Source organism: Pelagicoccus enzymogenes (assembly GCF_014803405.1).
GTDB classification, from domain to species: domain Bacteria; phylum Verrucomicrobiota; class Verrucomicrobiia; order Opitutales; family Opitutaceae; genus Pelagicoccus; species Pelagicoccus enzymogenes.
On sequence record NZ_JACYFG010000036.1, the window covers coordinates 345,519 to 370,390 of the forward strand.

Here is a 24,872-nt window from a genome sequence, read left to right on the forward strand (position 1 = left end):
AATGAGCTTCGACCCTAAGATCAAATAAAATCTCACTCGTGTTTGTTTATAATTATCAGTTACAGAGAATAATTTAGGTATTTAATTAAGTAGCTAGCTGGATGCCCTAACGATCAGCTTTGGCTGGACCATTACGACTGGGCTTTCCAAGGCGTTCTTGCCGCCTGCGATCAGCTTTTCGATCAAGCCGACCGACTTTTCGATGATTTCGGCCACGTTCTGGCCAACAGTTGTTAGCGTCGGCTCGCACCATTGTCCAATATCGAGGTTGTCGAATCCAACCACCGCAAAATCCCTTGGAATTTCATAGCCCCATTCGCGCACTGCCTTCATGGCGCCGATCGCCACGCGGTCGTTCAAAGCGATGATCGCCCGCGGCGGCTTCTCGAGCTGGAGCAGGCTCTGGGCGAGGTCATATCCGTACTGATAGGACCACACTCTGCGGTTATCGATCTTGAGCGACAGGAAAGACGCCTCCCAATCCATGCCGGACTTGAGGGCAGCTTCCTTGAGACCCTCGATGCGTCGAGCCCCATAGATTGGGTCGCTTTCCAGGCCGAGCAAAGCATAGGAGTCGTGACCGCGTTGCTGCAGGTGTCGCAAGGTTAGCCCCATCGCCGCCGAGCGATCCAAATCGACTCGCGGCAGCGGAATGTCCTGCACCGAATCGACCGTGACCACCGGAACGGACTCGCGCGCAAGGCGGGCGAGGATGGGATCGTCCTTGGCCAAACCGGATCCGATAAGGATCACTCCGTCCACGCGAAGCGAAAAGAAGTGGTTGATGATATCGCGTTCCGCTTCCGGCAGCCCCGAGGTGATTTCCATCACGGCGCGCAGGCCTCGCGAACGCAGGCTTTCCTGCAGGGACGAAATCTTGCGAGCCAAGATCGGCGACTCGATTTCCTGAAAACAAACGCCAATCAAGCCTGTCTTGGCCCCCTTCAAGCTTCGAGCCATCATGTTCGGCTGGAATCCCAGCCGGTGCATTTCCGACATCACCCGCTCCCGCGTGTCTTCGTGCACGCCAGAATGTCCATTGAGGATACGCGATACCGTCCAGCGCGAAAGGCCAAGATACTTGGCGAAATCGCCAACTGAGCGGATGTTGTTTTCTTCCTCGCTGGGAGTAGACATATGCAATGGAACTAAAGGTCGAGAAGGTTCGGCAACCACATGGAAAGTTGCGATACGTAGGTGATCAGCATCAGGCCGATGAACATGGCGATGAAAAAAGGAATCATGTAGGGAGTCACCTTCGCGATGGTCGTCTTTCCTACTCCGCAACCTAAGAACAAGCAGGTACCCACCGGCGGCGTGCAGAGGCCGATGCAAAGGTTTGCGATCATGATGATGCCAAACTGGACGTCATCGATTCCCAACTGTCGCGCGATCGGCAGGAAGATGGGAGTGAAGATCAAGACTGCCGGAGTCATGTCCATAAAGGTTCCCACGAAAAGCAGCAGGAGGTTGATCATGAGCATGATCACCAGCGGGTTTTCGGAAATCCCAAGCAAGGCAGCCGAGACCGTTTGGGGAATGTTAGCGATCGTCATGATCCAAGACATTCCCGCGCTCGCGCCGATCAGCAGCATGATCACAGCAGTCGTCACTCCCGACTGCAGCAAGATGTCCGGAAGGTCAGCAAGCTTCACCTCTCGGTAAACGACCACCGAAAGCAAGAAGGAGTAAGCTACCGCAATCGCCGAAGCTTCCGTCGCCGTGAAGATTCCTCCGAGGATACCACCGATAACGATGACCAGCAAAAGCATGCTGAGGATCGCTCGCTTGAAGGATACGAGAATCTCGTTGAAACTGGAACGCTCGCCCGGCTTTAGCTTGTTCTTGGTCGCCACGATGTAACAAACCACCATCAGCAAGAGTCCGATCAAGATTCCCGGCAACAAACCCGCCATGAACATGGCAGCGATCGACACCGAGCCGGAGGCGACCGCGTAGACGATCATGATGTTGCTGGGCGGAATCAGAAGCCCGGTGGTGGCAGCCGTCGTGGTGATAGAAACGCTGAATTCGTTGTTGTACCCTTTCTGCTTCATTTCTGGCAGCATGAAACCGCCGATCGAGGTCACAGCCGCCGCAGCGGAACCGGAAATCGAGCCGAAAAGCATACAAGTGAATGTATTCACATAACCGAGACCACCCGGGAAACGGCCCATCAACGCGGCCGCAAAGTCCATGAGACGGCGGGCCATGCCTCCCTTCCCCATCAAGAGTCCCGAAAGAATGAAAAACGGAATCGCCAGCAGCGCGAAGCTGTCAATGCCATTGGCCATCTTGGAGGCGACCATCAAGCTCGGATCGTGGCCGTCAGCCAGCATCGCCAGCATGGAGGCAAGAGCGATGGCCACGGCGATCGGGACGTTCATCACAAGCAGTACCGTAAAAACGGATACAAGAATAAGAATTACCTCGACCATTACGCGGCCTCCTTTCCGTCTTCTTCAACCGGAGCTAGGCAAACTTCCACCAACTGCTCGAGGAGGAAGATGACCATGAATATGCCACTGACCGGCACTGCCGCATACTCCCACCACTTGGCCAAAGGCAAGGCAACCATCGTCTGCCCGGAGTCCATGGTCTTCTGCACCAAGGCCCAGCCCCCTACTCCAAAGACCAACACCGCGAACACCAAGGTGATCAAGGCGCCAATGATTGAGTTTAGTTTCCGAGCTGAGGGCTCCAGCTTGCCGGCAAAGTAGTCTAAGCCGAGGTGGGCCTTCATTCCGAACGCCACACTGGCGCCAAAAAGCGAAACCCAGACCAGCAGCAAACGAGCGAGCTCTTCGCTCCACTTTGCTTGTTGCCCGAGGGCGTAGCGCGAAATCACTCCCCAGAGCACGTCGAAAACGAGCAATGCCATCAAGATGATGACAACCCACTGTAAAATGCGGGTCAGGCCCTTGCGGATCGCGATCGCTCGCTGCAGTAGTTGATTATTGGATGCGCTCATTGTGCTTGGGCAGCTTGGATTTTGTTGAGCCATGGCTCGACCGGCGTTCCTTTGAGCGTCGCTGCGATGGGAGCGCAAGCTGCCTGGAATTCAGCAGGATCACAGTCGACGATCTCAACGCCAGCAGCCTTCACCTTTTCGAGAGACTCGATCGTTTTCTCCGCCCAGAGGCCCCGTTGGAAAACGGATGACTCGTCCGCCGCAGCCTGTAGCCATTCTTGCTCTTGCGGGCTCAGGGAATTCCAAACCTTGAAACTGATCATCAAGAGGTCCGGCACGCGAGTGTGGGCGTCCGGGGTGAAGTACTTGCAGACCTCGAAGTGGCGGCTGGAGTCGAAACTTGGCGGATTATTCTCCGCGCCGTCCACAACGCCTTGAGCCAAGGCAGAATAGAGTTCGCCCCACGCAATCGGCGTAGGCGAACCGCCCATAGCCTCGATCATGGCGATCGCCATGCGGCTGTTCTGCACACGGATCTTCATGCCCTTCAAGTCGTCTGGACTACGGATCGGCTTCTTAGTGCTGTAAAAATTGCGGCTGCCAGAATCATAGTAGCAAAGGCCGCGCAAGCCCAAGGAATCCCCCACGCTGAGCAGGTCGTGACCGATCTCTCCATCGAGAATGCTCCAATAGCTTTCGTGGTCGTTGAAAAGGTAAGGCACTCCAAAAACTCCAAGCTCAGGGATGAAATTCTCCATGGCCGCCGTCGAAGTCTTGGTCATGGCCAAGACTCCTCCCTGCAACTGCTCGATGCACTGGACCTCGGAACCGAGGACCCCACTTGGATAAATATCGATCGTCATGCGACCGCCGGAAAGCTCTTCCAATCGCTCCTTCATGTGAACCATGCCAAGGTGCACTGGATGAGTCGTGTCCAATCCGTGGGCGAGCTTGAGCACGCGTCCGCTTGCTTGAGATTCTCCTCGGTCGGAGGCGAAATAGGAAAAGACCACGCTACTACAAAGGATTCCCAACAGGAGCCCAACAGCGAGAAAGGAGAAGGATTTTCTATCCATAGTAAGGTTTTTAAAGGGGAAAGGGTTGATTCGAGACCATTTCAACAAGCGAAACGAGCGCGAGTGGGTCGGAGAAAATCACACAGGAGTTAGGAAGCAACGTAAAACTTTGACACGACAAAAAAGCTGCCCGCGACCCCACGGGCAGCTGAAACTTTAAATCAGAGAGGATTGCCCCAGATATCCGTCTTAGCCCCTGTGTTCATCTGCACATTGTCGAACTGGAGCCCTCTGACATGCTGCAGGACGCTGGGCTTCTCCACGCCTTCGAATTGGCAGTCGATGAGGTGCACATCCGTAATGGGGGTGTGCTCGTAGCCCTTGAAATAAAGCGCGTACTTGCTGTCGCGGCTGATCAAGCGGCGAACGACCATGTTACGGACCACCGGAGCGAAGTCCCCTGCGTCGCCCTCCTCGTAGACGAAGTTTATTTTGATCACCGAATCCTTGACCACGCCCACTTCCACGTCGCGCACGAAAATGTTCTCGATGAGCCCGCCACGAATGGAGTTCGTCTTGATGCGCAATGCCCGGTCGAGATTCGGACTGCTCATTTCGCAGTTTTCTACGAACACGTTGCGGACGCCACCCGAAATCTCGCTTCCAATCACGACCCCTCCGTGTCCTTCCACCATCTTGCAGTTGCGCACGATGATGTTCTCCGAGGGAACGTTGACGCGGCGTCCGTCGTTGTTGCGCCCCGACTTGATGGCGATGCAGTCGTCTCCCGTATCGAAATGGCAGTCCTCGATGAGCACGTCCTTACAGCTTTCGGGATTGCAGCCGTCGTTGTTGGGACCGTGGCTCACGACGGTGACACCGCGAACAGTGAGATTCTCGCAGAGCACGGGATTGAGCTCCCACATGGGCGAATTGATAAAGGTGACGCCTTCGATTAGGATATTCTTGCATCGATAGGGCTGCACGAAGCTTGGTCGCAGATAGTCGCCTTCCCCGTACACGCGCTCCTCCACCGGCACCCCGGCTTCCCCTTGGGCAAACAAGCGGTCTCGGCCGTCCTTCTGGTGCGGCATGCCTTCCTTCCATCCCCACTCTTCGCGCCCCTTCCAGGACCACCAATGGTCGTCGCCCGCTTGGCCATCGAAAGTTCCCTTGCCCGTCACCGCAATGTTGAGCTGCTCGAATGCATAGATCAGAGGCGAGTAGTTGTAGCACTCTACCCCCTCCCATCGAGTATACACTGCGGGCAGGTACTGGCTAGTATCCGTCGTGAACTTGACCACCGCACCTTCTTCCAAGTGCAGGTTCACGTTGCTGAGCAGATGGATCGGGCCCGTATGAAAAGTCCCCGAAGGGATTACGACCTTGCCGCCTCCTGCTTCGTTACAGGCCTTGATGGCTTTGGCAATGGCATCGCCCGCACCTCCCTCAACCCCTTCCCGGGCTCCGTAATCGAGAATGCTGAATTCCCGGTTCGCGAAGGTCGGAGCTTTGATCCGCTCCAAAATCTCTCCCGCGACCAACCATTCGTATGCCTCATCCTGGGAGACCTGCCTGGCTGGCGCATTGTCCTTCGCAAAGCAGCCAATGGCCGCGAAGGCTAAAGCCGAACTCGCTATCAACCGATCAAATCTTAATCCTCTCATAAAATTACTTTTCCTCTAATAGGGTGGAAACTTGCAGTCCCGCCATCAAGAAGGGCCCAATCCCCTTCGGATCGTTCGCAACCACCGGTTCGCTCATATAATATTCGTAGCTCCCGTCACGGCCATAGCCCAGTCCAGCCACGCGACAAAGGTGATCCAAGCTCGTCGTGCCGTCCGCATGTACGCGGACGAATTCAGTCAGCATTCCAGAGAACGCCTTTTTGGCTGCAGCCTTGTAGCTTTCGTCCAGCCATCCATGGTTCACTCCCTTCGCCAGCATGTAAGTGAACATGCTGCTCGCCGACGACTCTGGATAGTTGCCTGGGGCATCTGGGCGATCAAGTATCTGGTACCAAACGCCCTTCTCTGGATCCTGCACCTTGACCAAGGCTTCCGCCAAGTCACCGAGGATACGGCGCAAGTCCTCCGCTTCCTTCGATTCCTCCGGCAGCATTTCCAAGGTATCCACCAAAGCCATTGCGAACCAACCTAGGCCCCGGCCCCAAAAATAGGCGGAGCGTCCTGTCTCGGGATCCGCCCAAACCTGCTGCCGCGACTCGTCCCAAGCATGCCAATACAAGCCCGTCTCAGGATCGCGTAGCTCTTCTTCGCATACGATAAACTCGTGCACGGCCTCCGCTACATGCTCCGAATCGTTGTAGGCCTGCTCATAGCCAACCATGAAGGGAATGCCCATGTAGACGCCATCGAGCCACACCTGCCATGGATAACGTTTCTTGTGCCAGAAAGCCCCGTTCTTGGTACGAGGATGCTCCTCCAGCTGTCTGCGCAGGTGATCCGCCGCAATCCGGTAGCGCTCCTCGCCCGTCGACGCATGCAACTCGAGCAACATTTTACCAGAATTGATCTGGTCGATGTTGAAGCTGTCGAAGGAGTAAGTGGATACCGTACCGTCCTCCTGCACATAGGACGAAATGACCGACTCCGCCCAATCCAAGTAGCTCGACTCGCCTGTGGCTTCGCCCAAATCATGCACCGCTTTCGATATCAAACCAGTCGTGTAGCTCCACTTGGCGTAACGTTCCGCCTCCGGATCGTACTGCCCGTAAGCGAGCGTATCGCCGCGGCGCTCGAGAATGGAGTCGCCCATCCGCTTGGTCCAATAGAGAGCCTTTTCCGAGTCGAGCTCGCCTGCCTTTTCAGCTGTATCCATACTTGAATACACATCCACACGGGAAGGAATCGTCAGCTTTTCGACGGTTTCCTCGAGGTAGGCTATGAACGCTTCCTTGCTGAAAATTCCGTTCGGTTCCTTAGACCACGCGGCCAAAAACGCGTACTCAATCCCCTTCACTCGTTCCTCGAATACCACGAGATCGTTGAATTCGTCCTCCGCGAATTTATCCAAATCCTTATTCCGCAGCAAAATCGCCATTCCAAGATCGCTCCCGTCCAGCGACTGCTTTCCCCACGTAGCGAGGTAAGTGTAGGCTTCACCCGTGATATCCGTATCCCCTTTAATGAGTTCGGTTCCATCGTGTTTCACCAAGCCCGCGCAAAACTGGCCAGCTTGCTCGCTGGGACGCAAGCGCACCCAAGTCAAACGGCTCCCCGCGTGTATGGACAGATCTGCTACAAGATCCATCTTCGGTTGGTTCGATCCCTCCCAACCATGATAGGTGGCCCGAAATTGGCTTAAAACCGGACCGTTCTCCAAAATCTCGCAACTGAGCTTGTCCGTCTTAGATATTCGCTCCGCCTTTCCATCAACCCATAGCCCGTACCCGCCAGAACCAAGCGAGGAGCCCACTTTGAGGATATCCATGCCCCAGTCAGCTGGTTCGTGGTAAGAATCGAATCCATCTTGCCCCACGTCTTGCAACACCAACTCAGGGGTCAGCTTGCCAAAGATGTCGAAGCCATTTCTCCAATCGAGATAGAAACGATAACCAACCTTGTCGCTCTCCCAACCCGGACCTTCATATCGGATAAACCAAGAGTGGTCCGTGTGCTCAGGGGGCGTCTCTAGGGACTGTACGTTTTCGAAGTGCCCACCGATATACTCGCGCCCTTGCCACTCGCCTCCTGTCTTACGAGAAATCTCGGCTTGCGTACGATGCTTGAAGCTTGCGGGCGATCCGGAAGCGTGCCGCAGCTCCAAGGACTTGCCTTCGACCGGAGCGAGGTCAAGCAACACGCTTAAGGTGTCCGCTACCCCGTCCCCACTCTTATCCCAAGCCTGGGCCGGCACCGGCGAGCCGCCCGCAAAGGCCTCAATACCCTCCGCGGAGTCGTCGCCCAGACGCAAACCAAGGTCGACCAAGCGCAGGTCCACAACCTCGTCGATCCGCTGGGTTTCGGTGGAATTTTCAATTTCCACGCGAGCCAGAGGTTCGTGCTTCGAACAGCCTGCAAGGGCTATTCCTATTCCAGTGGTAAGTGCGATAGCTAGCTTCATATGATAAAAGTGGGATAGTGATTAGCAAGAGGAGCAAAGGTGAACAAACCTCCCCGGCACGCCCCCCGGAGCGCCGGAAAGATCATCATTTAACATCGCAAACTAAAAAGCAGCAAAGCGTTCATCTCATCATGGCCCCTCTTGTAACCACTATCCGTAAGTCAAAACGTAGGCTTGAGGCTCGTTCTCCTTTCCTAGGAGGTGGCCAAGCGCCAAGCCAACGTTCCGTTTCATTAGATCCGTATTTAAAAACTTGTTACATTCAGAGAAAAGCGGGAGAGGGAATCCCCTCTCCCGCGCAAACTACAAATCACGAATATTGTTGGTACACTACTAGTGTAAAAGGTCGGGCGACTAGAACTTACCCTTTACGCCGAAGAGATACTGGATGCCAAAACGCTCTTCGATTTCGAGCACGGTCTGCAAAGAGCCGGCAGCGTTCTCAATACGGTAGCCACGGCGGAATGGGGCATTGTTGATGTTACGAGCATTCGCGAAAAACGAAATGCGGTCGTTGATCTTGTAGCCGAAGTCAGCGTCGATAGAGGTGCGCTCCAAACGATAGAGACCGGCTCTCTGCTCAGCTCCATTGACCTCGAAAGTACGAGATCCCGCAATTTCTGGTCCCTGAATGTTCCAACGAAGCTTGAAGTCCCATGGCCCACGCTCGAAAAGATAGCCATAGTTGTATGTTTGCTTGATGAAGTCAGGCAAATCGTTGGCGTATGGTGAAGCATCACCCACTTCGGCGTCGGTCGAGAGGAAGGTACCATTGGCGTAAATGCTAGACCCCTTGAAGACGTCTCCGAACATGTTGAGATCCTGCCTCCAGTTAACCTCCATGCCTTGGATCTTTGCCGAGGCGACGTTCGTCGGAACGCTGATTTCATAGTCGAAACCACCGTTAAGATCTTCTGGATCCAAACCATAATTGTCGATGTCCGCCTGAGTCACAGCTGTGCGTCCAAATACGAAGTCTGGCAGTCCCCAAGTGGTGAGGTCATCAGCAGTCAACTCGCGCGTTTGAGTCTGGATGAAGTTCGTCATATCGTTCTGGAAGAAAGACATTCCGAAAAATCCAGTTTCGTCGTAGTAGTACTCTGCAGTGAGGTCGATGTTGTCCGATTCGCGAGGAAGCAGGCCAGGATTTCTTACCGAAACGCGACCCATAGTTGTGTCGGGGTCGTTCAGCTCATAGCCGGGATCGGAAGGATCCAAGCCATTGTCATACTGCGGCGCATTGAATTCAGTTACACCGAACATGGAACCGAAGTCAGCGCGGCCAATGGTGTTGGCGTAGCTGAGACGGAGCAAGAGCTTGTCGTTCACGTCGTACTTGATGTGCACGCTTGGGTGGAAGCTATCGTAGCTATCGGACGCTTGGACCCTTTCGTAGAAGTAATCCGTCCTTGAATTGACGTAGTTGTTGGCGCTGCCACGCACCGGCATCAGACCGCTGGCGCTGGTTTCCTCGTAGCGTACACCTGCTAAGACAGAGAACTTGTTGTCGAGGAACTCGAACTTAGCCATCGCGTAAGCGGCGTTGATGTCTTCATCAAACTCGTAGTAACGAGAGATCGTATGGTTGACCGCGGTGCTTTCCTCGAAATCGAACTGATCGCGATTCGCATTGAAGTAGTCATAGAGTTGGCTGCCGCTCGGCCAGTCGAAGCCTTCGTATCCAAAATCGATAACCTGATCCTTGAAGACATTGTCAACAAACTGGTCCATCCAGAGCTGCTGACCGTCCTCGTTGTAGCCGTTGTACTCCCAGCGGAGCCTGAATTCAGCCGCCTCGCGGTGCTGACGGGAAGTACGGACACCGAACTTGAAGAAGCCTTGGTTTTCACCAAAGGTGAAGTTACGTTTGGCATTCACGCGGAAACCAGAGATTATATCCACCGAGTCCTTCGGTTGGTCCCAAACTTGACGAAGCTCTGTCTGCTCGTAGATACGACCACGATTCGGCAGAGGGTTCATGTCGGAATCGAAAACGGTGAAGTCATTGAAAGCCGCGAGTGGCCCTTCCGTCATGTCGAATTCAACGTACTCGTTGTCGATTCGTTCGGCCAAGCCGTAAATCATGAACCCACGATCGGCCGTGCGGTAGTGATTGGTCGCTTCCGACACGCTTGCGCCGTAATCGATCGTCCACTCGCCAAGGTGCTGCTTCACGTTCGCATCGATGTGATACGTGTTACCGAACTTACCACGATAGGAAGCTCCGTGGGAGATACGGTTAGACTCGCCAAACGCGTAGCTGAGATTGCTGATTTCACCAGTCGGAGCGCCCGTGTACGCAGGGAAATCGCCGTTGTCTATGTCATCTTGAGTGATGTCTCCAAGACCCCAATCAGTATTACGATTGATAAAGGTGGAATCGTAGAAGTTCAATTGCCCCTTGAGGCTGAACATCGTGTTGTCGTTGATCTTGTAGTCGAGGTTGGCAGAGAAAGACTCGCGAGAAGTCTTCTTAGGACCGTCCTGCAACTGCAAACGAGTGTAGTAGATATCGTCCACATCACCGTTACCGCCGTCAGGCTTTTCCTGCCAGTCTCTCCAGCGGAATCGCTTTTGAGGATTTGCCATGTTCGACTGCTTGTAAGTCACAGCAAGACCGAGGCGGTCGTCCATGAAAACATCCGAGTAAGCCAACTCAAAGTTCGGTAGAGTCTTTGAACGCTCCACATCACTCGGCCAACCTGGCGACTTACCAGTGATAGAGTAGTCAGAGTTGACGTTCAACGATGCCTTGTAGCTAAACGTCTTGCCCATCGCGAAGGCGTTCTTGCTCACCAAATTGACCGAGCCTCCAATGGAGTTCGCGGACATATCTGGCAGCGGCAGCTTGTAAACTTGCAACTGGTCTACGTTCGCGAGAGAGACTTGCTCGAGCTCAAACCGACGAATCGCATTGCCGGAACCAGCGCTCGCCATCTGCGAACCGTCCACTGTCACCTGAGTGTATGCGGAGCTCATGCCGCGCAACTTGATGGAGCGTACGTCCGCCGCGACGTACTCAACAGATACGCCCGGGAGGTTCTTGAGATACTCCCCGATATTGCCTTCCGCAATTTCGCCGAAAGCATCCGCGTCCTGCACAACAACCAGGTTATCTGAACGGCGCTGCTCGTTGAGAGCCATTGCATTGGCGTCATAGTTCTCGCTGCCGTCGACCTCGAAGGCGGCCAATTCGAAGATTTCCTCCTCATCGACTTCTTGCGCCGCACGACGCGAGACCAAGAGGATATCGCCACTTGAACTAACGCCAGAATCAACGGTCACGGACACCGGCTTGCCCCGCATGCCCACGTAGTCTGCAGTGATCGTGTACTCGCCGCTCGGAACATTTGAGAAGCGGTACACACCGTACTCGTCGGTTTTGGTTTCACGCCCGGTCTCCTCGATCGTTACGACCGCATTGTAGACGAGCTTGCCAGTGGTTGCGTTCTTGACTTGCCCGCGAATGGAGCCAGTCGATTGCGCAAAGCCAGTCGCGACCATCGCGACCGACAGGATGAAAAGCGGGACGTACTTAAACGCCGCCCGCGATGCACGGAGCAAAGCCGTGCCAAGGGTAGGTTCTTGGTAGGACATCATAGGTTTGTGTTCTTTTGAGGTTGCCAAACCCAACACGTGTTTGTCTTAGGGGGTAAAAAAAATGCCCAAGGACGGGCGCAGGGTATTGGCGAGGTAGGTTTACAGAAGTGCTGAACGGCTAAACCCATGTCAAACAGTTTTTTGAAATCGCTAAATCAACTGGGCTATAAAAATCCAACACGTGCATGTTTGTTTACTTTCTAAACATTAGCGCACGTCCAATCCGATCCATTCGGAAAATCCTGACAGGGATAATTTACGTTAAATCAGCTTGGGGGGCTAATGGAGTACAAGTCGTATTCAACACGTGTTGTGTCTGGGGTATCCCCCGACAAACACTTAGCTGACACAGCTAACTAGATAGCTTGATTCGCCCGATTTTCAAACCGCAGGGGCAAAATTATTCGCATTAAAAAGGAGCCTTGGAAGCGACCTTGAAACGGAACGCCCTATTTCCGAGTCGGTATTCCAGCTCCGTGCCCACGCAATGGAGACACAAACGCTTCATCCCTTTTTTGGCAGCGAGCTTGTTCTTTTGAAAGTCGCCATACGTGCGATCCCCCACGATGGGAACATGCCGCTTGGAAGTTTGGATACGCAACTGATGGGTCCGACCCGTGATTGGCTGCAAGGTCAAGCGGGCAATTGGCGGCATCCCGCCCATCGGCTCCACCTTCGCCAATTTCGTTTCCGCGCTCAACCCGCCTCCTGTGGACGCTCGCAAACCGCCTTGCGCCTTCCTGACCGAGATTCGATCCTTCCACACGAGAGGACCGCCACGCGGAGCGCCGAACACGAGAGCTTGGTAGGTTTTCTTGACCTTCTTTTCTTCGAAGGCCTTGAGAACAGAACGCGCGGTATCCTCCACAAGCGAGAGCAACACAATGCCAGAGGTCGCCGAGTCGAGACGGTTCAGAAGGTAAACGGTCGAAACGACTTCGCCTTCCGTATCCAAAATCCGGTACGCCTGCTGCGACTCGTCATAGCGAGCGTTCAGCAACGCCTTCTCCCGGTCGCCTTTCTTGTTAGGATGCGAGAGTACTCCAGCGGGCTTTTCGACCGCCAGCAATCCGTTCGCATCGCAATCAAGCAGCTTCACTCCCCTCGCCCATGGCAAACGTTTGGCTGTCGCTGGATACCCCATGCCCAACTCGTCTACCTCGCAAGCGAACAGATCGCTTCAGCGCACTTCACCCCATCGAGCGCCGCCGAAACGATCCCTCCCGCAAAGCCCGCGCCTTCGCCGCAGGGATAAAGCCCCGGCAACTCCGGATGCTGAAGGCTTTCATCGTCGCGCGGGATCCGCACCGGCGAACTGGTGCGTGTCTCGAAGCCGATCAAGCACGACTCCTCAGTGAGGTAGCCCTTCATCGAGGCGCCAAACTGCTGCAAACCTTCCTTCATGCGCCAGGCGATGAAATCCGGCATCAGCTCCTGCAACGGACAGCTGGTCAATCCGGGAAAATAGCTCGTCTTCGGCAGGTTCGCCGAAAGCTTTCCTTCCAGGAAATCGGTCACTCGCTGGGCGGGCGCCTTCTGGACACCGCCACCCGCTCGCGAAGCGAGAATTTCCAAATCCTTTTGAAAGGCCAAACCGGCGAGGATTCCATGCTCCGCCTCAAACGCCTGGGTGTCCTCCGGCTCAACCGTCACCACCAGCCCCGAGTTGGCAAATGGCGAGTCCCGGCGAGCCAAGGACATTCCATTGACCACCACTTCGTCGTTTTCGGTTGCAGCCGGAACAATGAAACCGCCCGGACACATGCAAAAGGAATGCACTCCGCGATCCTCGATCTTGGTCGCGAGACGGTACTTTGCGGCCGGCAAAATACGGGGACGCTCCGTGCCACGCTCGTAGTGGTACTGGATGCTGTCGATCAACGGCTGCGGATGTTCGATGCGCACGCCTACCGCAAACGGCTTTTGCTCCAGGCGAATATTCTCGTCGCGCAACAATCGGTAGATGTCGCGAGCGCTGTGTCCAGTCGCCAGGATGACGCCTTCTCCCACGAACTCGCGTCCGTCACGCGAAACCACGCCCACCAGCTTCTTGCCGTCGGAAGAACGGACGAACCCCGTCACTCGCGTCTCGAAATGCACCTCGCCGCCCGCGGAGAGAATCGACTCTCGCATCGCCCGCACCACGTTGGGCAGCAAATTCGAACCAATGTGCGGGTGGGCGTCGGTCAAGATTCGATGCGGCGCTCCATGGGCCACCAAGGTCTCGTAGACGAAGCGAACCGGACCTCGCTTGGTCGCCCGGGTGTAGAGCTTTCCGTCGGAAAAAGTTCCCGCCCCACCTTCGCCAAAACAATAGTTCGAATCCTCCACCACGCGGCCTTCGCGCAGTATGGGAGCCAAGTCGAAACGGCGCTTGATCGCGTCCTTGCCGCGCTCCAGCAAAATGGGTTTCCAGCCGAGCTCGATCGCTCTCAGCGCCGCGAACATTCCCGCCGGGCCGCTGCCCACGATAACCAGCTTGCGAACGTTTTGCCCCAGCTTGGCGTAGCTCGGCTCCAGCACCGGGTCTTCCGGCAAAGGGCCCGAAGTAGATAGCTCCAGTCGCAGCTGTATTTTCACCGGAGCCTTGCGCGCGTCGATCGAGTGCTTGCGCAAGCGGATGTCCACGATCGACTTGGGGTGGATCTTGAGCTTTCGGCCCGCTTTCCGCTTCCAAATATCGACGTCCTCCGACTGTTCCAGCGGGAGCACGATGTCTACGGTTCGAATCTGCGGCTTACTCATTTGCAAAAGCCTGATAGCAGCAGCCTTTCCTTGATCAATCGAATAAAAAGCCGCTCGCGACAAAGAAGCCTAGGCGCTCGCCTTTTTTGCGGAATAAATCAGGCTGCAGGTAGCTCTCAAGAAGTCAAAGGACCCAGCATCACTCAAGACTTCGCCCAGAACCATGCCGCCAGAACTACAAACGGTCGTCGACGACCACTACCAGAACCTCTACCGTTTCGCCATGAGCCTGACGCGCTCTAGCGACGACGCGTGGGACCTGACGCAGGAGGCATTTCTGCGCATCGCCAAAAAACGAGCCTCCATCCGTTCCGCTGCAGCTGTCAAATCCTGGCTCTATACCACCCTCTACCGAGAATTCCTGCGCATCGCCAAGCGGGGCTCCCGCTTCGACTCCTGGGAAGAAACCGCCCCCGCGGAGAAGGCCGACAACGAGCCAAGCGACCAAGTCAAGGCTACCGACGCCCGCGACCTGATGGACAGCCTCCTCCAACTCAAAGACGGATACCGCCAAGTGGTTTCCCTCTATTATTTGGAGTCCTACTCCTACAAGGAAATCGCCGCCATCCTCGAAATCCCGATCGGAACCGTCATGTCCCGACTCGCTCGAGGCAAGGAGATGCTGCGAGCCCAACTTACAAAACCCGTTTCAACAGAGAAAATCGTCTCCTTCACCGACGAAAAGAGAAAGTCTTCGCATGGATAAGCAGGAAGCAAAACTCATCCTCAGCAGCTACACGCTGGAAAACGAGCCCAGCAACGACCCGCAGTTCGACGCCGCCAAAGCCGTCGCCGCAAACGATCCGGAGCTCGCCAGCTGGTGGAAGTCGCAAAAGCAGGCCGACCAGAGCCTGAGCGCCTCCCTGCGCAGCTTTGAAGTGCCCGCCGACCTGCGTTCCGCGCTCAAGGTCACCATAGCCGAAAAGGAACGCAAACGCCTCCGCTTCGCCCAAGCTCGCAAATGGTTCTCCATCGCCGCGGCGTTCGTCCTTTGCTCGTACCTCTTTTTCGAATACGGAATCGACCGAAGCGACGACTATACCGGTCCGCTCGCCCAAAGGGCTTTCGACTACTCCGTCGACGGGCCACGCCTCTCCTACTTCGACCGCGACACCTCCAAGCTGCAGACTTGGCTGACCCAAAACGGCTTTGACCTCCCAGACCAACTGCCGCCCAAGCTCCTAGCCCTGGAAGGCGTGGGCTGCCGCCCTCTCGACTGGTCCCAAGAAAAAGTGGCCCTTATGTGCTTCAATGCCGACACCGTCTACCACCTCTTTATCGGCATGGAAAACGACTTTCCAGAATTCGAGGCGTCGGAACAAATTGGATACGCCCAGCAGGACAACGGCTGGACCGTCAGCAAATGGAGAGACCAAGACTACCTCTTCGTGCTAACGGCCAAGGCAACAGTCGACGAGATGTCACAGTTCCTCGCCAGCTACGCGCCTGGAAACGATCCCCTATCCGCAATACGCTAGTGAACTGTCATGCGTCAAACGTAGCGCCGAGCTTCAGCCGGCGACCGCGCTGCAGGATCCATCTCCTGCGGTCGCTGGCAAGCGCCGCCCCCATAGAACGATTCTCTGCAGCGCCAGCCTAAAACAGCTCACCCTGCGAGTAGCGCTTCAACGCTTCCGCATGATGGCTTTTCATCTCCATCTCTTCGAGGATTTTGCAAAGGGCTTCCAAATCCAAACTTCCCGTGTCGAGTTCCTCACCCTCGTGGTGCGTCAGATTGAAGCCGATGATCTTGCGGTTGAGTTCCATGCGCTCCTTCAGCGTTGGCAGGAGTTCCCGAAAGAGCGGCGGCTTGATATCCGAGGCATTGGCCATCACGCCATCGATGTCTCCGTATTCGGTTAACCACTTCACCGCCGTTTTCGGACCGCAGCCTGGCACCCCGGGAATATTGTCGGAGGTGTCACCAATGAGCGAGAGATAGTCGACCATCTTCTCCGGCGGCAAGCCCCACTTTTCCTCCACGCCAGCTGGATCGAGCTCCCGCCAACCCAGTCGCGGATTAGCCGTTGGAGGTGGCAGCAAAAGATGGATTCGCTCGGTGACAGACTGGGCAAAATCCTTGTCCGCGCTCACGATCTGCACGAGGGCGTCCGGTTCCTTGACGACGAGACGGGTCGCGTAGGCAGCAAGCAGGTCGTCCGACTCCACTCCTTCCAGTTCGACTAGGCCAAACCCCATGGCTCGGGTAAGCTGCTTGATAATCGGCACCTGTTGCTCGAACTCTTCGGGGGTCTCGCCGCGGTTCGCCTTGTAATCCGGCAAAAGCTCGAGCTTCTCCAGCGCTCCGCCAAGGTCAAAGAACACTGTCACATGGTCCGCCTTTTGGTCATCGAGCAGCTTCCACATCGAGCGGACCCAACCGTAAAGGGCGTTCGTCGGAAAGCCGTCAGAACGACGCAGTTCCTTCACCGCGTAAAAGGCGCGAAACGCCATGTTGAATCCGTCGATCAGGAGATATTTCGCCATGACGCAGCGAATGCCAGAGCCCTCCGCAGATCAAACCCAAACGAGCCTGCTTACCAGAGATTCTAGGGGACAATACCCAGACCTATTTTTGGCGGAAAAATCCAGTTGGGCCATTCGCGACCGATGAAGTTGAAGGGGAAAAGCGCCCTTCAACCAAGATCCACCTATGAAAGACATCAAATCCACCCTCTCCATCCACACTGCAATCGCCGCTGGAGCGACCGTGTCCGGGCTTGTCTTCATGTCCCTGCCCGCCCTAGCAGCCACTCGTGAAAGCCTGACCGCAAGCCTCGGACTCTCCGGCCAGCTGAACCTTTGGGTCCCGGTCGGCAGCCTCATCGCAGCCTGCCACGGACTCGCCTACTTTCTTTCCCTCAAGAAAATCGCCCGCCCACTGCAAAAGCTGGCAACCAACGCCAGCCACTGCGAGCACGGATTTGCCTTCAAGACACGTAGCAACTCTGCGGAGGAGGACACTATCAAGCACGCGATCGAGGCCAACAACCTGAAGACCCGCGAGGCCATACAACAAGCCGAAGAGCTCCAGGAAGAAGTGCGAGATCTCAAATCCCAGCTGGAAGCCGCCCAGTTTAAAATCCAAACGATCAGCGCCGAAAACGAGGAAGCCGTGCAAGCGGTGTCCGAATTGAGGGTCGAGCGCGAAACCTTGAAGGCCACCAATACGGCGCTCGAAACCACTCTCGAAAACGAGCGTAAAACTAAGATCGGGGTCGAGGTCGAGAAACGAGCCGAAGAAATCTACGCGCAAATGGAACGGGCCATTTCAGCAGCTTCGCTGAAATCGCTGTGGCTCCCCTCTTTCGTGCAGGAACTCAAGGAGCCAGCCGCCCTAATCAACGAAATTTCGGGAGGCCTGCGCGACAATTGCAACAACACGCCGATCTCAACCATCGCCGCGCAAATCGAGCAGATCCACAAGCAAGCAGAGAAGCAGCTCGCCACGCTCCAGGCCATTCTCGATCGCCAACCCGCCGACATGAAGATCGACGCTCCTCGCGAGCCAGCTGCAGCTCCAGCGCCCGCAACGACAGGCGAGGTCGAACCGGAGCTTGAGGAGGTTGTCGCCGAAATCGCAACCATCGAAATCGAGGAGGAAACGGAGGATTCCTTCCAGGCAGGTCATCGCGAAATCGGTCTTTCCGTTCAAGCAGAGCCAGAAGCCACTATCGAGAAAGTCCCTGAAGAGAATCCTTACGCAGTGGAAACGGTCCTGCAGAAGATCATCGAAGAATTCTCTCCGCGGGCCATGGATGCGCATATGTCCTACACGGTCGACACCGACCTCGGTATCGAGATCGCCGACGAAACCTTGCTCGGCCTGATGCACTCCCTCACCCAGGCAGCGGTCAATTCCGTCGAGGAGGGAGAAATCACGCTCGGGATCGACCTCACTACCGAACACTTGATTTTCGACGTCGCCTGCGAGGGCGACCTTACCTTCAGCGACCCCGCTTGCGTCGACAAAGCCAACCGCTTGGCCGTCCAGCTCGGCGGCCAAATCGACATCGATCGCCCCAGCGAGAAGGAGCTCCACTTCAGCTTCGCCTATCCGATTGGCGACGAAGACGGTGTTGGCGAGGAGGACGACGCAGTAGACATCCAATCGCAGCTGATTGGAAACGAGCCGCTTAGCTGAGGAAAAGATGCGAGAGCGCCTTTTTCACGCGAGCATCCCAACCCGAGACTATTAAAAAAGGCACGCCCCAGTGGACGTGCCTTTTCTACTTGAAATCTAGATGCCGTTATTGGCTGCGAGATTCGCTGCCGCTTGGCGTGACCAAGGTTGGGTTCTGGAACAAGGATCCAGGCTGCACCCCGCGCAGCGTTTGGCGCTTGGGAGACCCACCTGGGCTCACCATGTTTGCCGTCACGAAAATCAGCAGGTTACGCTTGGCAGAGCTTTCGCCCTCCGAGCGGAAGAGCCTTCCCATGAAGGGAATGTCGCCGAGGAAAGGAATCTTGTCGTTCACCGTGACCACATCTTCGCGCGTCATGCCGCCCATGACGACAGTCGCTCCATCCCAGATCGTGACCTTGGTCTCCACTTCGCGGACCGCGAAAATAGGCTGATAGAATCCCGATGGAGTCTTAACGGTCGTGCCTCCGGAAATCGCGATACTGGGACCACCGTACTCGACGAAGCCCTCGAATTCCGTCACGCGGGGATTGAGGTCGAGCGTGATGCTGTAGTCGTCCTCTTCCACGATTGGAGTCACGAAGAGCTCAACCCCGACGTTGCGGGTTTCGAAGTCTTCGGGCGTTCCCGGCGTGATCGTCACACCCGCGCTCGCGGAGTCGCCACGCGTGCTGCCTACGTCGCTCTCCGTGTCGGAGTAGCGGGTCGGATAACGGAACTCCTGGCTGACGTTGATCTTGGCTTGGTTGCCGGAAAGCACCGTCACCTTCGGCGCGCTCAACAGATCCGAGCCTGACTTTTGCGAGAGAGCTCGAATCGCCACGTTCAAGTTAACCCCATCGATGCTGCCGATCACGTTAGTGAAGGGAACCGAGTTCGCTCCCAACAACTTGTTGCCGGGCAAACTGGGGGGCGAGATGTCGTCGACACGCGAAAACGAATCCGAGTCGATCGTGATCTGGCTCGCCGTCGTTCCCGGAGCGGCGGCATTGGCGAGCGTACGCAAGGAAGAACGATAAACTTCGCCGGTCTCATAGGCAGGATCCGTCTGAGCCCCCCTCTCGTCGATGACCCAGTCGAAACCAAGCTCTTCCAACGCGCCCTCCTGAATCTCGAGGAACTTCGCCTCGATCTCCACCTGCTTCACGTCCGTGTAGCGGTTGAGGAGATTGCGGATACGCTCGAGGTTACGACGCGTTTGGGTAACAATCATAGCCGAACCGTCGTACGCCAAGGTGCTTCCTTCCACTCCGGCGAAGTCGACCCCCGCCTGCTGCAAGAAGCCGCGGATGGTTTGTGCATCGTTGGCGATCCCCTGCTCTCGCACGCGATCTCCCGAATCCGTGAAGAAAGGATCGTCAAAGACCCCGCTACCTCCCGCTCCCGAGCTTCCACCGGTCATACGGATCACCGTCGAACGCGAGATCGGGAAGAATTCCGTATCCAAATTCGTGCGTTCACCGCCCGGTCGCACCACTACCGCATCCGCCTCCACTTCGTATTGGAAGCCAACCGAGTCGACGATGAAGTCGAGGACCCGCTTGAGGGACAAGTTACGCAGCGTGATGTTTACCGTGGGGTTCGCTCGCTCGGGATCGATCAAGACCAAGTTAACCCCCTTGATACCTAGGCCCGTGGCATCGAACTGCTCGGAAATCGCACTCAAGGTATTCACCACCTTGCTCAACTCCACTTCCGTGAAGTTCACGCTGGGAATGATAATGCGATTCAGCTTCTCGGTGAGGGGAAGGGTTACCGTATCCACAACTTCGATTCCCGGACGCTCCTCGTAGATACTGGGACGCTGCCAAGCATTGGAAACCTCCTGCAAAAGCTGCTCGCGCGTCTTGAGCTTGTTGAGGTAGCCCATCTCCTGGCGTTCCCGGGCGATGCGGATGAGGAAATTCTTCGCGACGGCGTTGTTGGGATCCAGCGCTTCGATTTGCTTGAAGGTCGCTTCCGCACCTTCGATATCTCCAGCGAAAAACTGGCTGCGGCCCCGCAAGTTCAAGACCTCGATTTGCTGCTGCAGCTTCACGAAATCCGGGCTTGCCTCATGCACAGAAATCGACCCCGGAGAGCCATCGGCAGTCGTCGCCGAGTACTGGGACTTCTGGCGAAGAAACTCTCTTTCGTCCCGCTTCAACTCCTCGATCAGCACTTGGGTCATCGGATTCGGCTCCAGACCAGAGATAGCCCGCGAAATGGTACGCAGGGCAGGGTCGTACTCGCCTCGATTGGCTTGGCGGCGAGCCACTTCCCGCATCTCTCGCGAACTTTGCATGGACTTCTCGATACGCTCCGTCTCCAAGCTGGCCAAGTACTCAGCCTCGCGCTGGAGCGCCGCGTTCCGGTCCTCAGTCGAAGTCGAGCTCGCGCCCGAGCTAGAACCTTGGTTCTCGATCAAACGTTCCACGCTGCCCAAGATCCGCTTAACCGATGCATCGTTGGGCGCGATCTCGACGAGCTCCTCCAACTTGGCCTTCGCCAATATGAGGTTACCCGAATCGCGGGCCTGCAAGGCTTCGGTCATCAGTCGGATTTTAGTTTCCGTGTCGTCCTGCCCGAACGAGCCAGCGGCGATCGCCAAAGCGAAACCGAGACTGCACAAGCGAACGAGGTACCTAAGTGTTGGCGTCTTCTTAGTCATGTGGTTAGTGGATTTGAAATAGCCGCTCTGCAATCGTCAGCCTTGGGGCTTTTCGCCCGGGGACCGTGGCCTGATTGCGAATGGGCTTGGAGGAGCAGCTTCTTGGCGACTGCCGCGAGGCTTGAGATCGGAAACGGGAGCTGGGGTTAGGGTGCGGGAAAGACGGCGGTCGCCGTCTTTTGAAATTTTTGTAATCATTGCCTCTTGTGGCTGCGCAGACAAGTCTTCGATGAGATAATCTCCTGACTCCAGCTCCAAGCGGCTTCCCACCTCAACGTAGCGAATGTTGCCAGCCGGCAAGAGACGTACCTTGGCCTCTAGATCGGAGAACATTTTCGTCTCCAAATTCGTGAGACTCATCTGCTGACCGGAAGCGTAATCGGCAAGGCGAGCCACGCCCACGTCCTGCACGATGGGAGTACCGTTTTCGTTAGAGATTTCGATTTGCTGCTCTTGGAAGGAGGTCAATCGGACACCCAGTTCCGCGTCCTCCTGCCCTTCCCGCAGCAGCACGATCGCTCCAGTGGACGTGTTCTCGAAATAGGCGACATAGCTGCCCCGCTCTCCCGCATAGCCAACCAACTGCAGCTTGTAAGGGCGCAAACGCACCTCCAAGAGCTCCAAGTCGAACGTAGCCCAAGTGTTGTCTACCGTATCCGCAGGCTGCATACTGGGAGGCGTAACGGCAAACTCCCGGGAATTCGGATCATAATAGATGACTGGCGGCGTGAACACGTCGAAAACCCAATCCTCGCCGCGACTCTGATTCTCGGCCGGTTTCCAGACGACATTCTCAACCTGAGGCGCCTCAGCCTCGTACAGGGGCGCATTAACTTTTAGCTCGGAGAGCAGCGGCCGACTCTGCCCCGCAATGCTGTCGAGCTTGCGCACCTCGAAGATCGCCGTAACGCCCACCCAGGTGAACAGCAACATGGCAACCAGCAAAACCAGTTTGTCCAGAAGCTCCGTGAGCTTGAACCTATGCATCAGCGCCTCCCTTCCCCGTGCTTGCGATACGCGGTTCTTCGATTTCCACCGCTAGCTGCAAAAACTCGATAGTGACTGCGAACAAAGAGGTGTTGTCAGAGATAATGGGTACAGCGGTCGCCACGGAACGAGGGTTCGACTCCCGGCCTGAAAACGGATTCTCGGAAATCGCTTCCAAACCCTGCTTTTGGCCTCTTTCGCTCGAAAGGTCGGCCTCCACCCCTCGAACGACAAACGGCAAGGGAGAATTGGAAACACGGTTGAGAAAGGTGCGCAACGCGACCGACTGCCCGCGGAAAACGACTCTGAACAAGTAGCTGTCGAGCGTGCCCGGAACCGCCAAACTCTGCCCCGGCTCCACCACGAAATAGTCGCCTTCGCCGTAGAGGCGATTGTCTGGGGCGCGAAGAGCCGACGACGGCTTCCCCTTTTGCGGCTTTACTCCTCGCTGTATCGTCTCGAAAGACGCGATCCCCGAATCGAACAAGGTATCCAACAAGGATGACATTATCACAATTTGCTGGTGGACCGACTCCATCTCCGCTGCCGGAGGAGCGCCTCCAGAGAAGTTCCTTACTCCAAACTCAGAGCTTTCCGGCAATACGATCGAGTTGCTCAAGGCCGCGTAGCGAGCGTTCTCCTTGTAGCGATGCAGTTCGAACGACCAATCCGCGCGAGACGCTGGCGTCTCGCCGTAGAAATTCCTCTCGTCGAACGTATTGAGTTTCAGGATACCCAGCGCCTTTTCATAGACTTCGTACAACTCGTCGTAATTGGCGTCGATCGCCTCGAGGTTCGAGCGCGTGGGTGAGGGCTTTGCGGAGACGTAGCGGTCGTACTGCGATGACTTGGTTTCATAGGACGCCTTCAGTTCTCCCAATGTCGAACTCAAGCGCGCAAGGTACCAGAGCCCGGTGAAGCAGGCTGCCAGGAGCACGAAAAGCATCGAGTAGAAGACTGGGTTTTTGCGAAAGAAGCCCATGCGAAAAGCCTAGAGCGGCACTCCTTCCTCTACCACCAAGGTAAACTTGAATCCTAGGACACCAGGAACCGTGTAGTCGAATTGCTCGTCCTCCAAACTCGCCACGAACGAAGCTCCATTTAAGTTTTCCAAGAGCGTTTTCACTCGTTCGTAGGAAGCCGGGCTTACGCTGGAAACGGGATTGTAAACATCGATCAACCTACCGCTGAGGTGGACCCGAGTCTTACCGTCGCTTTTCTGGACGCGAGCCACGCCCTTTCCGCTGCTGACCGGAGCCTGCGGTCTCTCCAGACGCAACTCGTCCAGCCAAACGTCCTCCACTTCGGCCAAGCGCCGTTGCAGATCGTTAAGAATGTCGAGCCAAGTCGAGCGGGCAGCCGTGACGTTGGCGGTCTTTTCGATGACATCCCGGATGCGCTTGATCTGTTCAGTTCGACTGTAGATCTCCTTGTTGATCTGGCTGAGCGGCCGAATTTGTGCCTCCAGGTTCTGCAGCTCCTGCTCGTAGGCCCGAATTTCGAGGGAAGTGTTCAGGATAGGCAGCCCCACTGCTCCACAGGCCACCAAGCCTGCCAACAAATAAAAAGGTTGCTGGCGGCGAAATTTCCGATGCCAAACCAGACTCCTCGGAGTCAAGTCAAGCGTCGCCCCATCCGGCATGAAGCGCCCTACGCCGATGCCAATCGCGTCTGCGAGAAAGGGGGCTGCATTTGCGAGTTCACCGCGTAGCGATTCATTGGATACCGTCAAGTTACGAAGCGGATCTAGGTATCCGACCGGCAGCTTCACCTTGGCCGACAGGACGCTGTCGAGCTGAGGCAGGAGGGCCCCACCCCCCGTAAGATAAACGGATTTCGCATCGAAATCGAAACCTTGCCGCTTCAATACCGCTGCGGTGCGAAGAATTTCCGTACCCAGTCTCGCCTCGAAATTTCGCTTCGCGTCTTCAAAGGCCCTATACTCCTCCCGAGCCAAAGCCTCTTCCCGCGTCGCGGAAATCTTGATACGCTCCGCTTCACTGACCGCAACCCCCAGCGTTTCCGCCATCTCGGAGCTAATAGACTGGCCGGCGAAAGGCAAGTTGCGGGAGTGGTAACGCTTTCCGTCAACGAAAACAAGATCCGTGGATTTCGCTCCGATGGACACTATCAAGGCTCCATCCTTGATGTCCGCGTGGTTGTAGCGAAAGACGTTGACCAAAGAAGTCGTCGAGGGCTCGATGCCTCTGAGATCGATTTCGGAATCACGACTGTAGCGGGCGATCGTCTCCACAATTTCAGTACGCGAAGCTCCGATCACCGTGTCGAAGTCCAAGCCGTCCTCCTCGATCACCGCAAACTCCCAAGTGACCTCCTCGATCGGATAGGGAATATTCTGCTTGGCTTCGAAGGCTACGATCTTCGGTCGCTTCCCGCGCGGAACATGCGGAATTTTCAAGTACTTGCAAAGCGCCACATGACCGGGAATCGAGAAGCCCGCTGGCATCTGGCTCCGAAAACGCAGGGCCACCGCATCGAGATGGGATGAAGTCGCCTTCAGCCAGAGCATCGGATCGTTCGACGAGAAGTCTACCGTGTCCATCTGGTAGTCCAACAACTCGCAACGCCCGCTTGGGTTCATCTTAAGATGCACCGAGCAGAGGTAATTTGCCCCTAGGCTGATCGCTAAGAAGTGAGGATTGGACATAAAGGAAGGTTCAGATGAACGGTTAGTTCATTCTTTTTTAACAAGTAGCCATTACAAGCTAAAAT

The 24,872-nt window shown here is 55.9% G+C and carries 17 protein-coding genes; 3 read left to right on the forward strand and 14 right to left on the reverse strand.

Annotated features, from left to right (window positions below; translation table 11 throughout):
- Nucleotides 1–93 precede the first annotated feature (93 nt).
- From IEN85_RS13795 to IEN85_RS13835, 9 genes are all read right to left on the reverse strand, one after another.
- Nucleotides 94–1,137, reverse strand: a complete 1,044-nt coding sequence (locus tag IEN85_RS13795; protein WP_191617665.1) for a LacI family DNA-binding transcriptional regulator — start codon at nt 1,135–1,137, stop codon at nt 94–96.
- Nucleotides 1,138–1,148: 11 nt separating this feature from the next.
- The gene (locus IEN85_RS13800; RefSeq protein WP_191617666.1) at nt 1,149–2,438 is read right to left on the reverse strand and encodes a TRAP transporter large permease; all 1,290 of its coding nucleotides are present in this window, start codon (nt 2,436–2,438) and stop codon (nt 1,149–1,151) included.
- Complete coding sequence (locus IEN85_RS13805; protein ID WP_191617667.1) at nt 2,438–2,971, reverse strand: TRAP transporter small permease; 534 nt, start codon at nt 2,969–2,971, stop codon at nt 2,438–2,440. The genes IEN85_RS13800 and IEN85_RS13805 overlap by 1 nt, the downstream gene beginning before the upstream one ends.
- On the reverse strand, nt 2,968–3,987 hold the full coding sequence (locus IEN85_RS13810) for a TRAP transporter substrate-binding protein (protein ID WP_191617668.1): 1,020 nt from the start codon (nt 3,985–3,987) through the stop codon (nt 2,968–2,970). Before IEN85_RS13810 ends, IEN85_RS13805 begins: the two co-directional genes overlap by 4 nt.
- Before the next feature lie 161 nt (nt 3,988–4,148).
- Nucleotides 4,149–5,594, reverse strand: a complete 1,446-nt coding sequence (locus IEN85_RS13815; protein WP_191617669.1) for a glycoside hydrolase family 28 protein — start codon at nt 5,592–5,594, stop codon at nt 4,149–4,151.
- Nucleotides 5,595–5,598: 4 nt separating this feature from the next.
- The gene (locus tag IEN85_RS13820; protein ID WP_191617670.1) at nt 5,599–8,013 is read right to left on the reverse strand and encodes a glycoside hydrolase family 88 protein; all 2,415 of its coding nucleotides are present in this window, start codon (nt 8,011–8,013) and stop codon (nt 5,599–5,601) included.
- Between the two features lie 354 nt (nt 8,014–8,367).
- On the reverse strand, nt 8,368–11,613 hold the full coding sequence (locus IEN85_RS13825) for a TonB-dependent receptor (protein ID WP_191617671.1): 3,246 nt from the start codon (nt 11,611–11,613) through the stop codon (nt 8,368–8,370).
- Between the two features lie 409 nt (nt 11,614–12,022).
- Complete coding sequence (locus IEN85_RS13830; protein WP_191617672.1) at nt 12,023–12,757, reverse strand: pseudouridine synthase; 735 nt, start codon at nt 12,755–12,757, stop codon at nt 12,023–12,025.
- An 11-nt stretch (nt 12,758–12,768) separates the two neighbouring features.
- The gene (locus IEN85_RS13835; RefSeq protein ID WP_191617673.1) at nt 12,769–14,358 is read right to left on the reverse strand and encodes an NAD(P)/FAD-dependent oxidoreductase; all 1,590 of its coding nucleotides are present in this window, start codon (nt 14,356–14,358) and stop codon (nt 12,769–12,771) included.
- A gap of 163 nt (nt 14,359–14,521) precedes the next feature.
- On the opposite strand from IEN85_RS13835, the gene IEN85_RS13840 reads away from it, so the two are divergent.
- A complete protein-coding gene (locus tag IEN85_RS13840; protein WP_191617674.1) occupies nt 14,522–15,064 on the forward strand; it encodes an RNA polymerase sigma factor in 543 nt (180 codons plus the stop codon).
- Nucleotides 15,057–15,836 carry a hypothetical protein gene (locus IEN85_RS13845; RefSeq protein WP_191617675.1) on the forward strand — a complete coding sequence of 260 codons (780 nt, stop codon included), beginning with the start codon at nt 15,057–15,059 and terminating at the stop codon, nt 15,834–15,836. Before IEN85_RS13840 ends, IEN85_RS13845 begins: the two co-directional genes overlap by 8 nt.
- A 118-nt stretch (nt 15,837–15,954) precedes the next feature.
- On the opposite strand, the gene IEN85_RS13850 is transcribed toward IEN85_RS13845, so the two are convergent.
- Complete coding sequence (locus IEN85_RS13850) at nt 15,955–16,845, reverse strand: 5'-3' exonuclease (protein WP_191617676.1); 891 nt, start codon at nt 16,843–16,845, stop codon at nt 15,955–15,957.
- A gap of 166 nt (nt 16,846–17,011) precedes the next feature.
- Here IEN85_RS13850 and IEN85_RS13855 point away from each other — a divergent pair, with 166 nt between their 5' ends.
- The gene (locus tag IEN85_RS13855; RefSeq protein ID WP_191617677.1) at nt 17,012–18,502 is read left to right on the forward strand and encodes a coiled-coil domain-containing 22 family protein; all 1,491 of its coding nucleotides are present in this window, start codon (nt 17,012–17,014) and stop codon (nt 18,500–18,502) included.
- Between the two features lie 106 nt (nt 18,503–18,608).
- Here the strand turns inward: IEN85_RS13855 and IEN85_RS13860 are convergent, their stop codons facing one another.
- From IEN85_RS13860 to pilM, 4 genes are read right to left on the reverse strand one after another with little or no spacing between them, the layout of a single operon-like run.
- Nucleotides 18,609–21,152 carry a type II secretory pathway, component PulD gene (locus IEN85_RS13860; RefSeq protein WP_191617678.1) on the reverse strand — a complete coding sequence of 848 codons (2,544 nt, stop codon included), beginning with the start codon at nt 21,150–21,152 and terminating at the stop codon, nt 18,609–18,611.
- Nucleotides 21,153–21,188: 36 nt separating this feature from the next.
- Nucleotides 21,189–22,139, reverse strand: a complete 951-nt coding sequence (locus tag IEN85_RS13865) for a hypothetical protein (RefSeq protein ID WP_191617679.1) — start codon at nt 22,137–22,139, stop codon at nt 21,189–21,191.
- Entirely contained in the window at nt 22,132–23,121 is a 990-nt protein-coding gene (locus IEN85_RS13870) for an Amuc_1100 family pilus-like protein (protein WP_191617680.1), read from the reverse strand. The genes IEN85_RS13865 and IEN85_RS13870 overlap by 8 nt, the downstream gene beginning before the upstream one ends.
- A 9-nt stretch (nt 23,122–23,130) precedes the next feature.
- A complete protein-coding gene (gene pilM / locus IEN85_RS13875; RefSeq protein ID WP_191617681.1) occupies nt 23,131–24,807 on the reverse strand; it encodes a pilus assembly protein PilM in 1,677 nt (558 codons plus the stop codon).
- Between the last annotated feature and the right edge of the window lie 65 nt (nt 24,808–24,872).

Bases quoted from the DNA above. Each gene is read 5' to 3' on its own strand.
- IEN85_RS13795 (WP_191617665.1), bottom strand. From the start codon at position 1,137: ATGTCTACTCCCAGCGAGGAAGAAAACAACATCCGCTCAGTTGGCGAT.
- IEN85_RS13800 (WP_191617666.1), bottom strand. From the start codon at position 2,438: ATGGTCGAGGTAATTCTTATTCTTGTATCCGTTTTTACGGTACTGCTT.
- IEN85_RS13805 (WP_191617667.1), bottom strand. From the start codon at position 2,971: ATGAGCGCATCCAATAATCAACTACTGCAGCGAGCGATCGCGATCCGC.
- IEN85_RS13810 (WP_191617668.1), bottom strand. From the start codon at position 3,987: ATGGATAGAAAATCCTTCTCCTTTCTCGCTGTTGGGCTCCTGTTGGGA.
- IEN85_RS13815 (WP_191617669.1), bottom strand. From the start codon at position 5,594: ATGAGAGGATTAAGATTTGATCGGTTGATAGCGAGTTCGGCTTTAGCC.
- IEN85_RS13820 (WP_191617670.1), bottom strand. From the start codon at position 8,013: ATGAAGCTAGCTATCGCACTTACCACTGGAATAGGAATAGCCCTTGCA.
- IEN85_RS13825 (WP_191617671.1), bottom strand. From the start codon at position 11,613: ATGATGTCCTACCAAGAACCTACCCTTGGCACGGCTTTGCTCCGTGCA.
- IEN85_RS13830 (WP_191617672.1), bottom strand. From the start codon at position 12,757: ATGGGGTATCCAGCGACAGCCAAACGTTTGCCATGGGCGAGGGGAGTG.
- IEN85_RS13835 (WP_191617673.1), bottom strand. From the start codon at position 14,358: ATGAGTAAGCCGCAGATTCGAACCGTAGACATCGTGCTCCCGCTGGAA.
- IEN85_RS13840 (WP_191617674.1), top strand. From the start codon at position 14,522: ATGCCGCCAGAACTACAAACGGTCGTCGACGACCACTACCAGAACCTC.
- IEN85_RS13845 (WP_191617675.1), top strand. From the start codon at position 15,057: ATGGATAAGCAGGAAGCAAAACTCATCCTCAGCAGCTACACGCTGGAA.
- IEN85_RS13850 (WP_191617676.1), bottom strand. From the start codon at position 16,845: ATGGCGAAATATCTCCTGATCGACGGATTCAACATGGCGTTTCGCGCC.
- IEN85_RS13855 (WP_191617677.1), top strand. From the start codon at position 17,012: ATGAAAGACATCAAATCCACCCTCTCCATCCACACTGCAATCGCCGCT.
- IEN85_RS13860 (WP_191617678.1), bottom strand. From the start codon at position 21,152: ATGACTAAGAAGACGCCAACACTTAGGTACCTCGTTCGCTTGTGCAGT.
- IEN85_RS13865 (WP_191617679.1), bottom strand. From the start codon at position 22,139: ATGCATAGGTTCAAGCTCACGGAGCTTCTGGACAAACTGGTTTTGCTG.
- IEN85_RS13870 (WP_191617680.1), bottom strand. From the start codon at position 23,121: ATGGGCTTCTTTCGCAAAAACCCAGTCTTCTACTCGATGCTTTTCGTG.
- pilM (WP_191617681.1), bottom strand. From the start codon at position 24,807: ATGTCCAATCCTCACTTCTTAGCGATCAGCCTAGGGGCAAATTACCTC.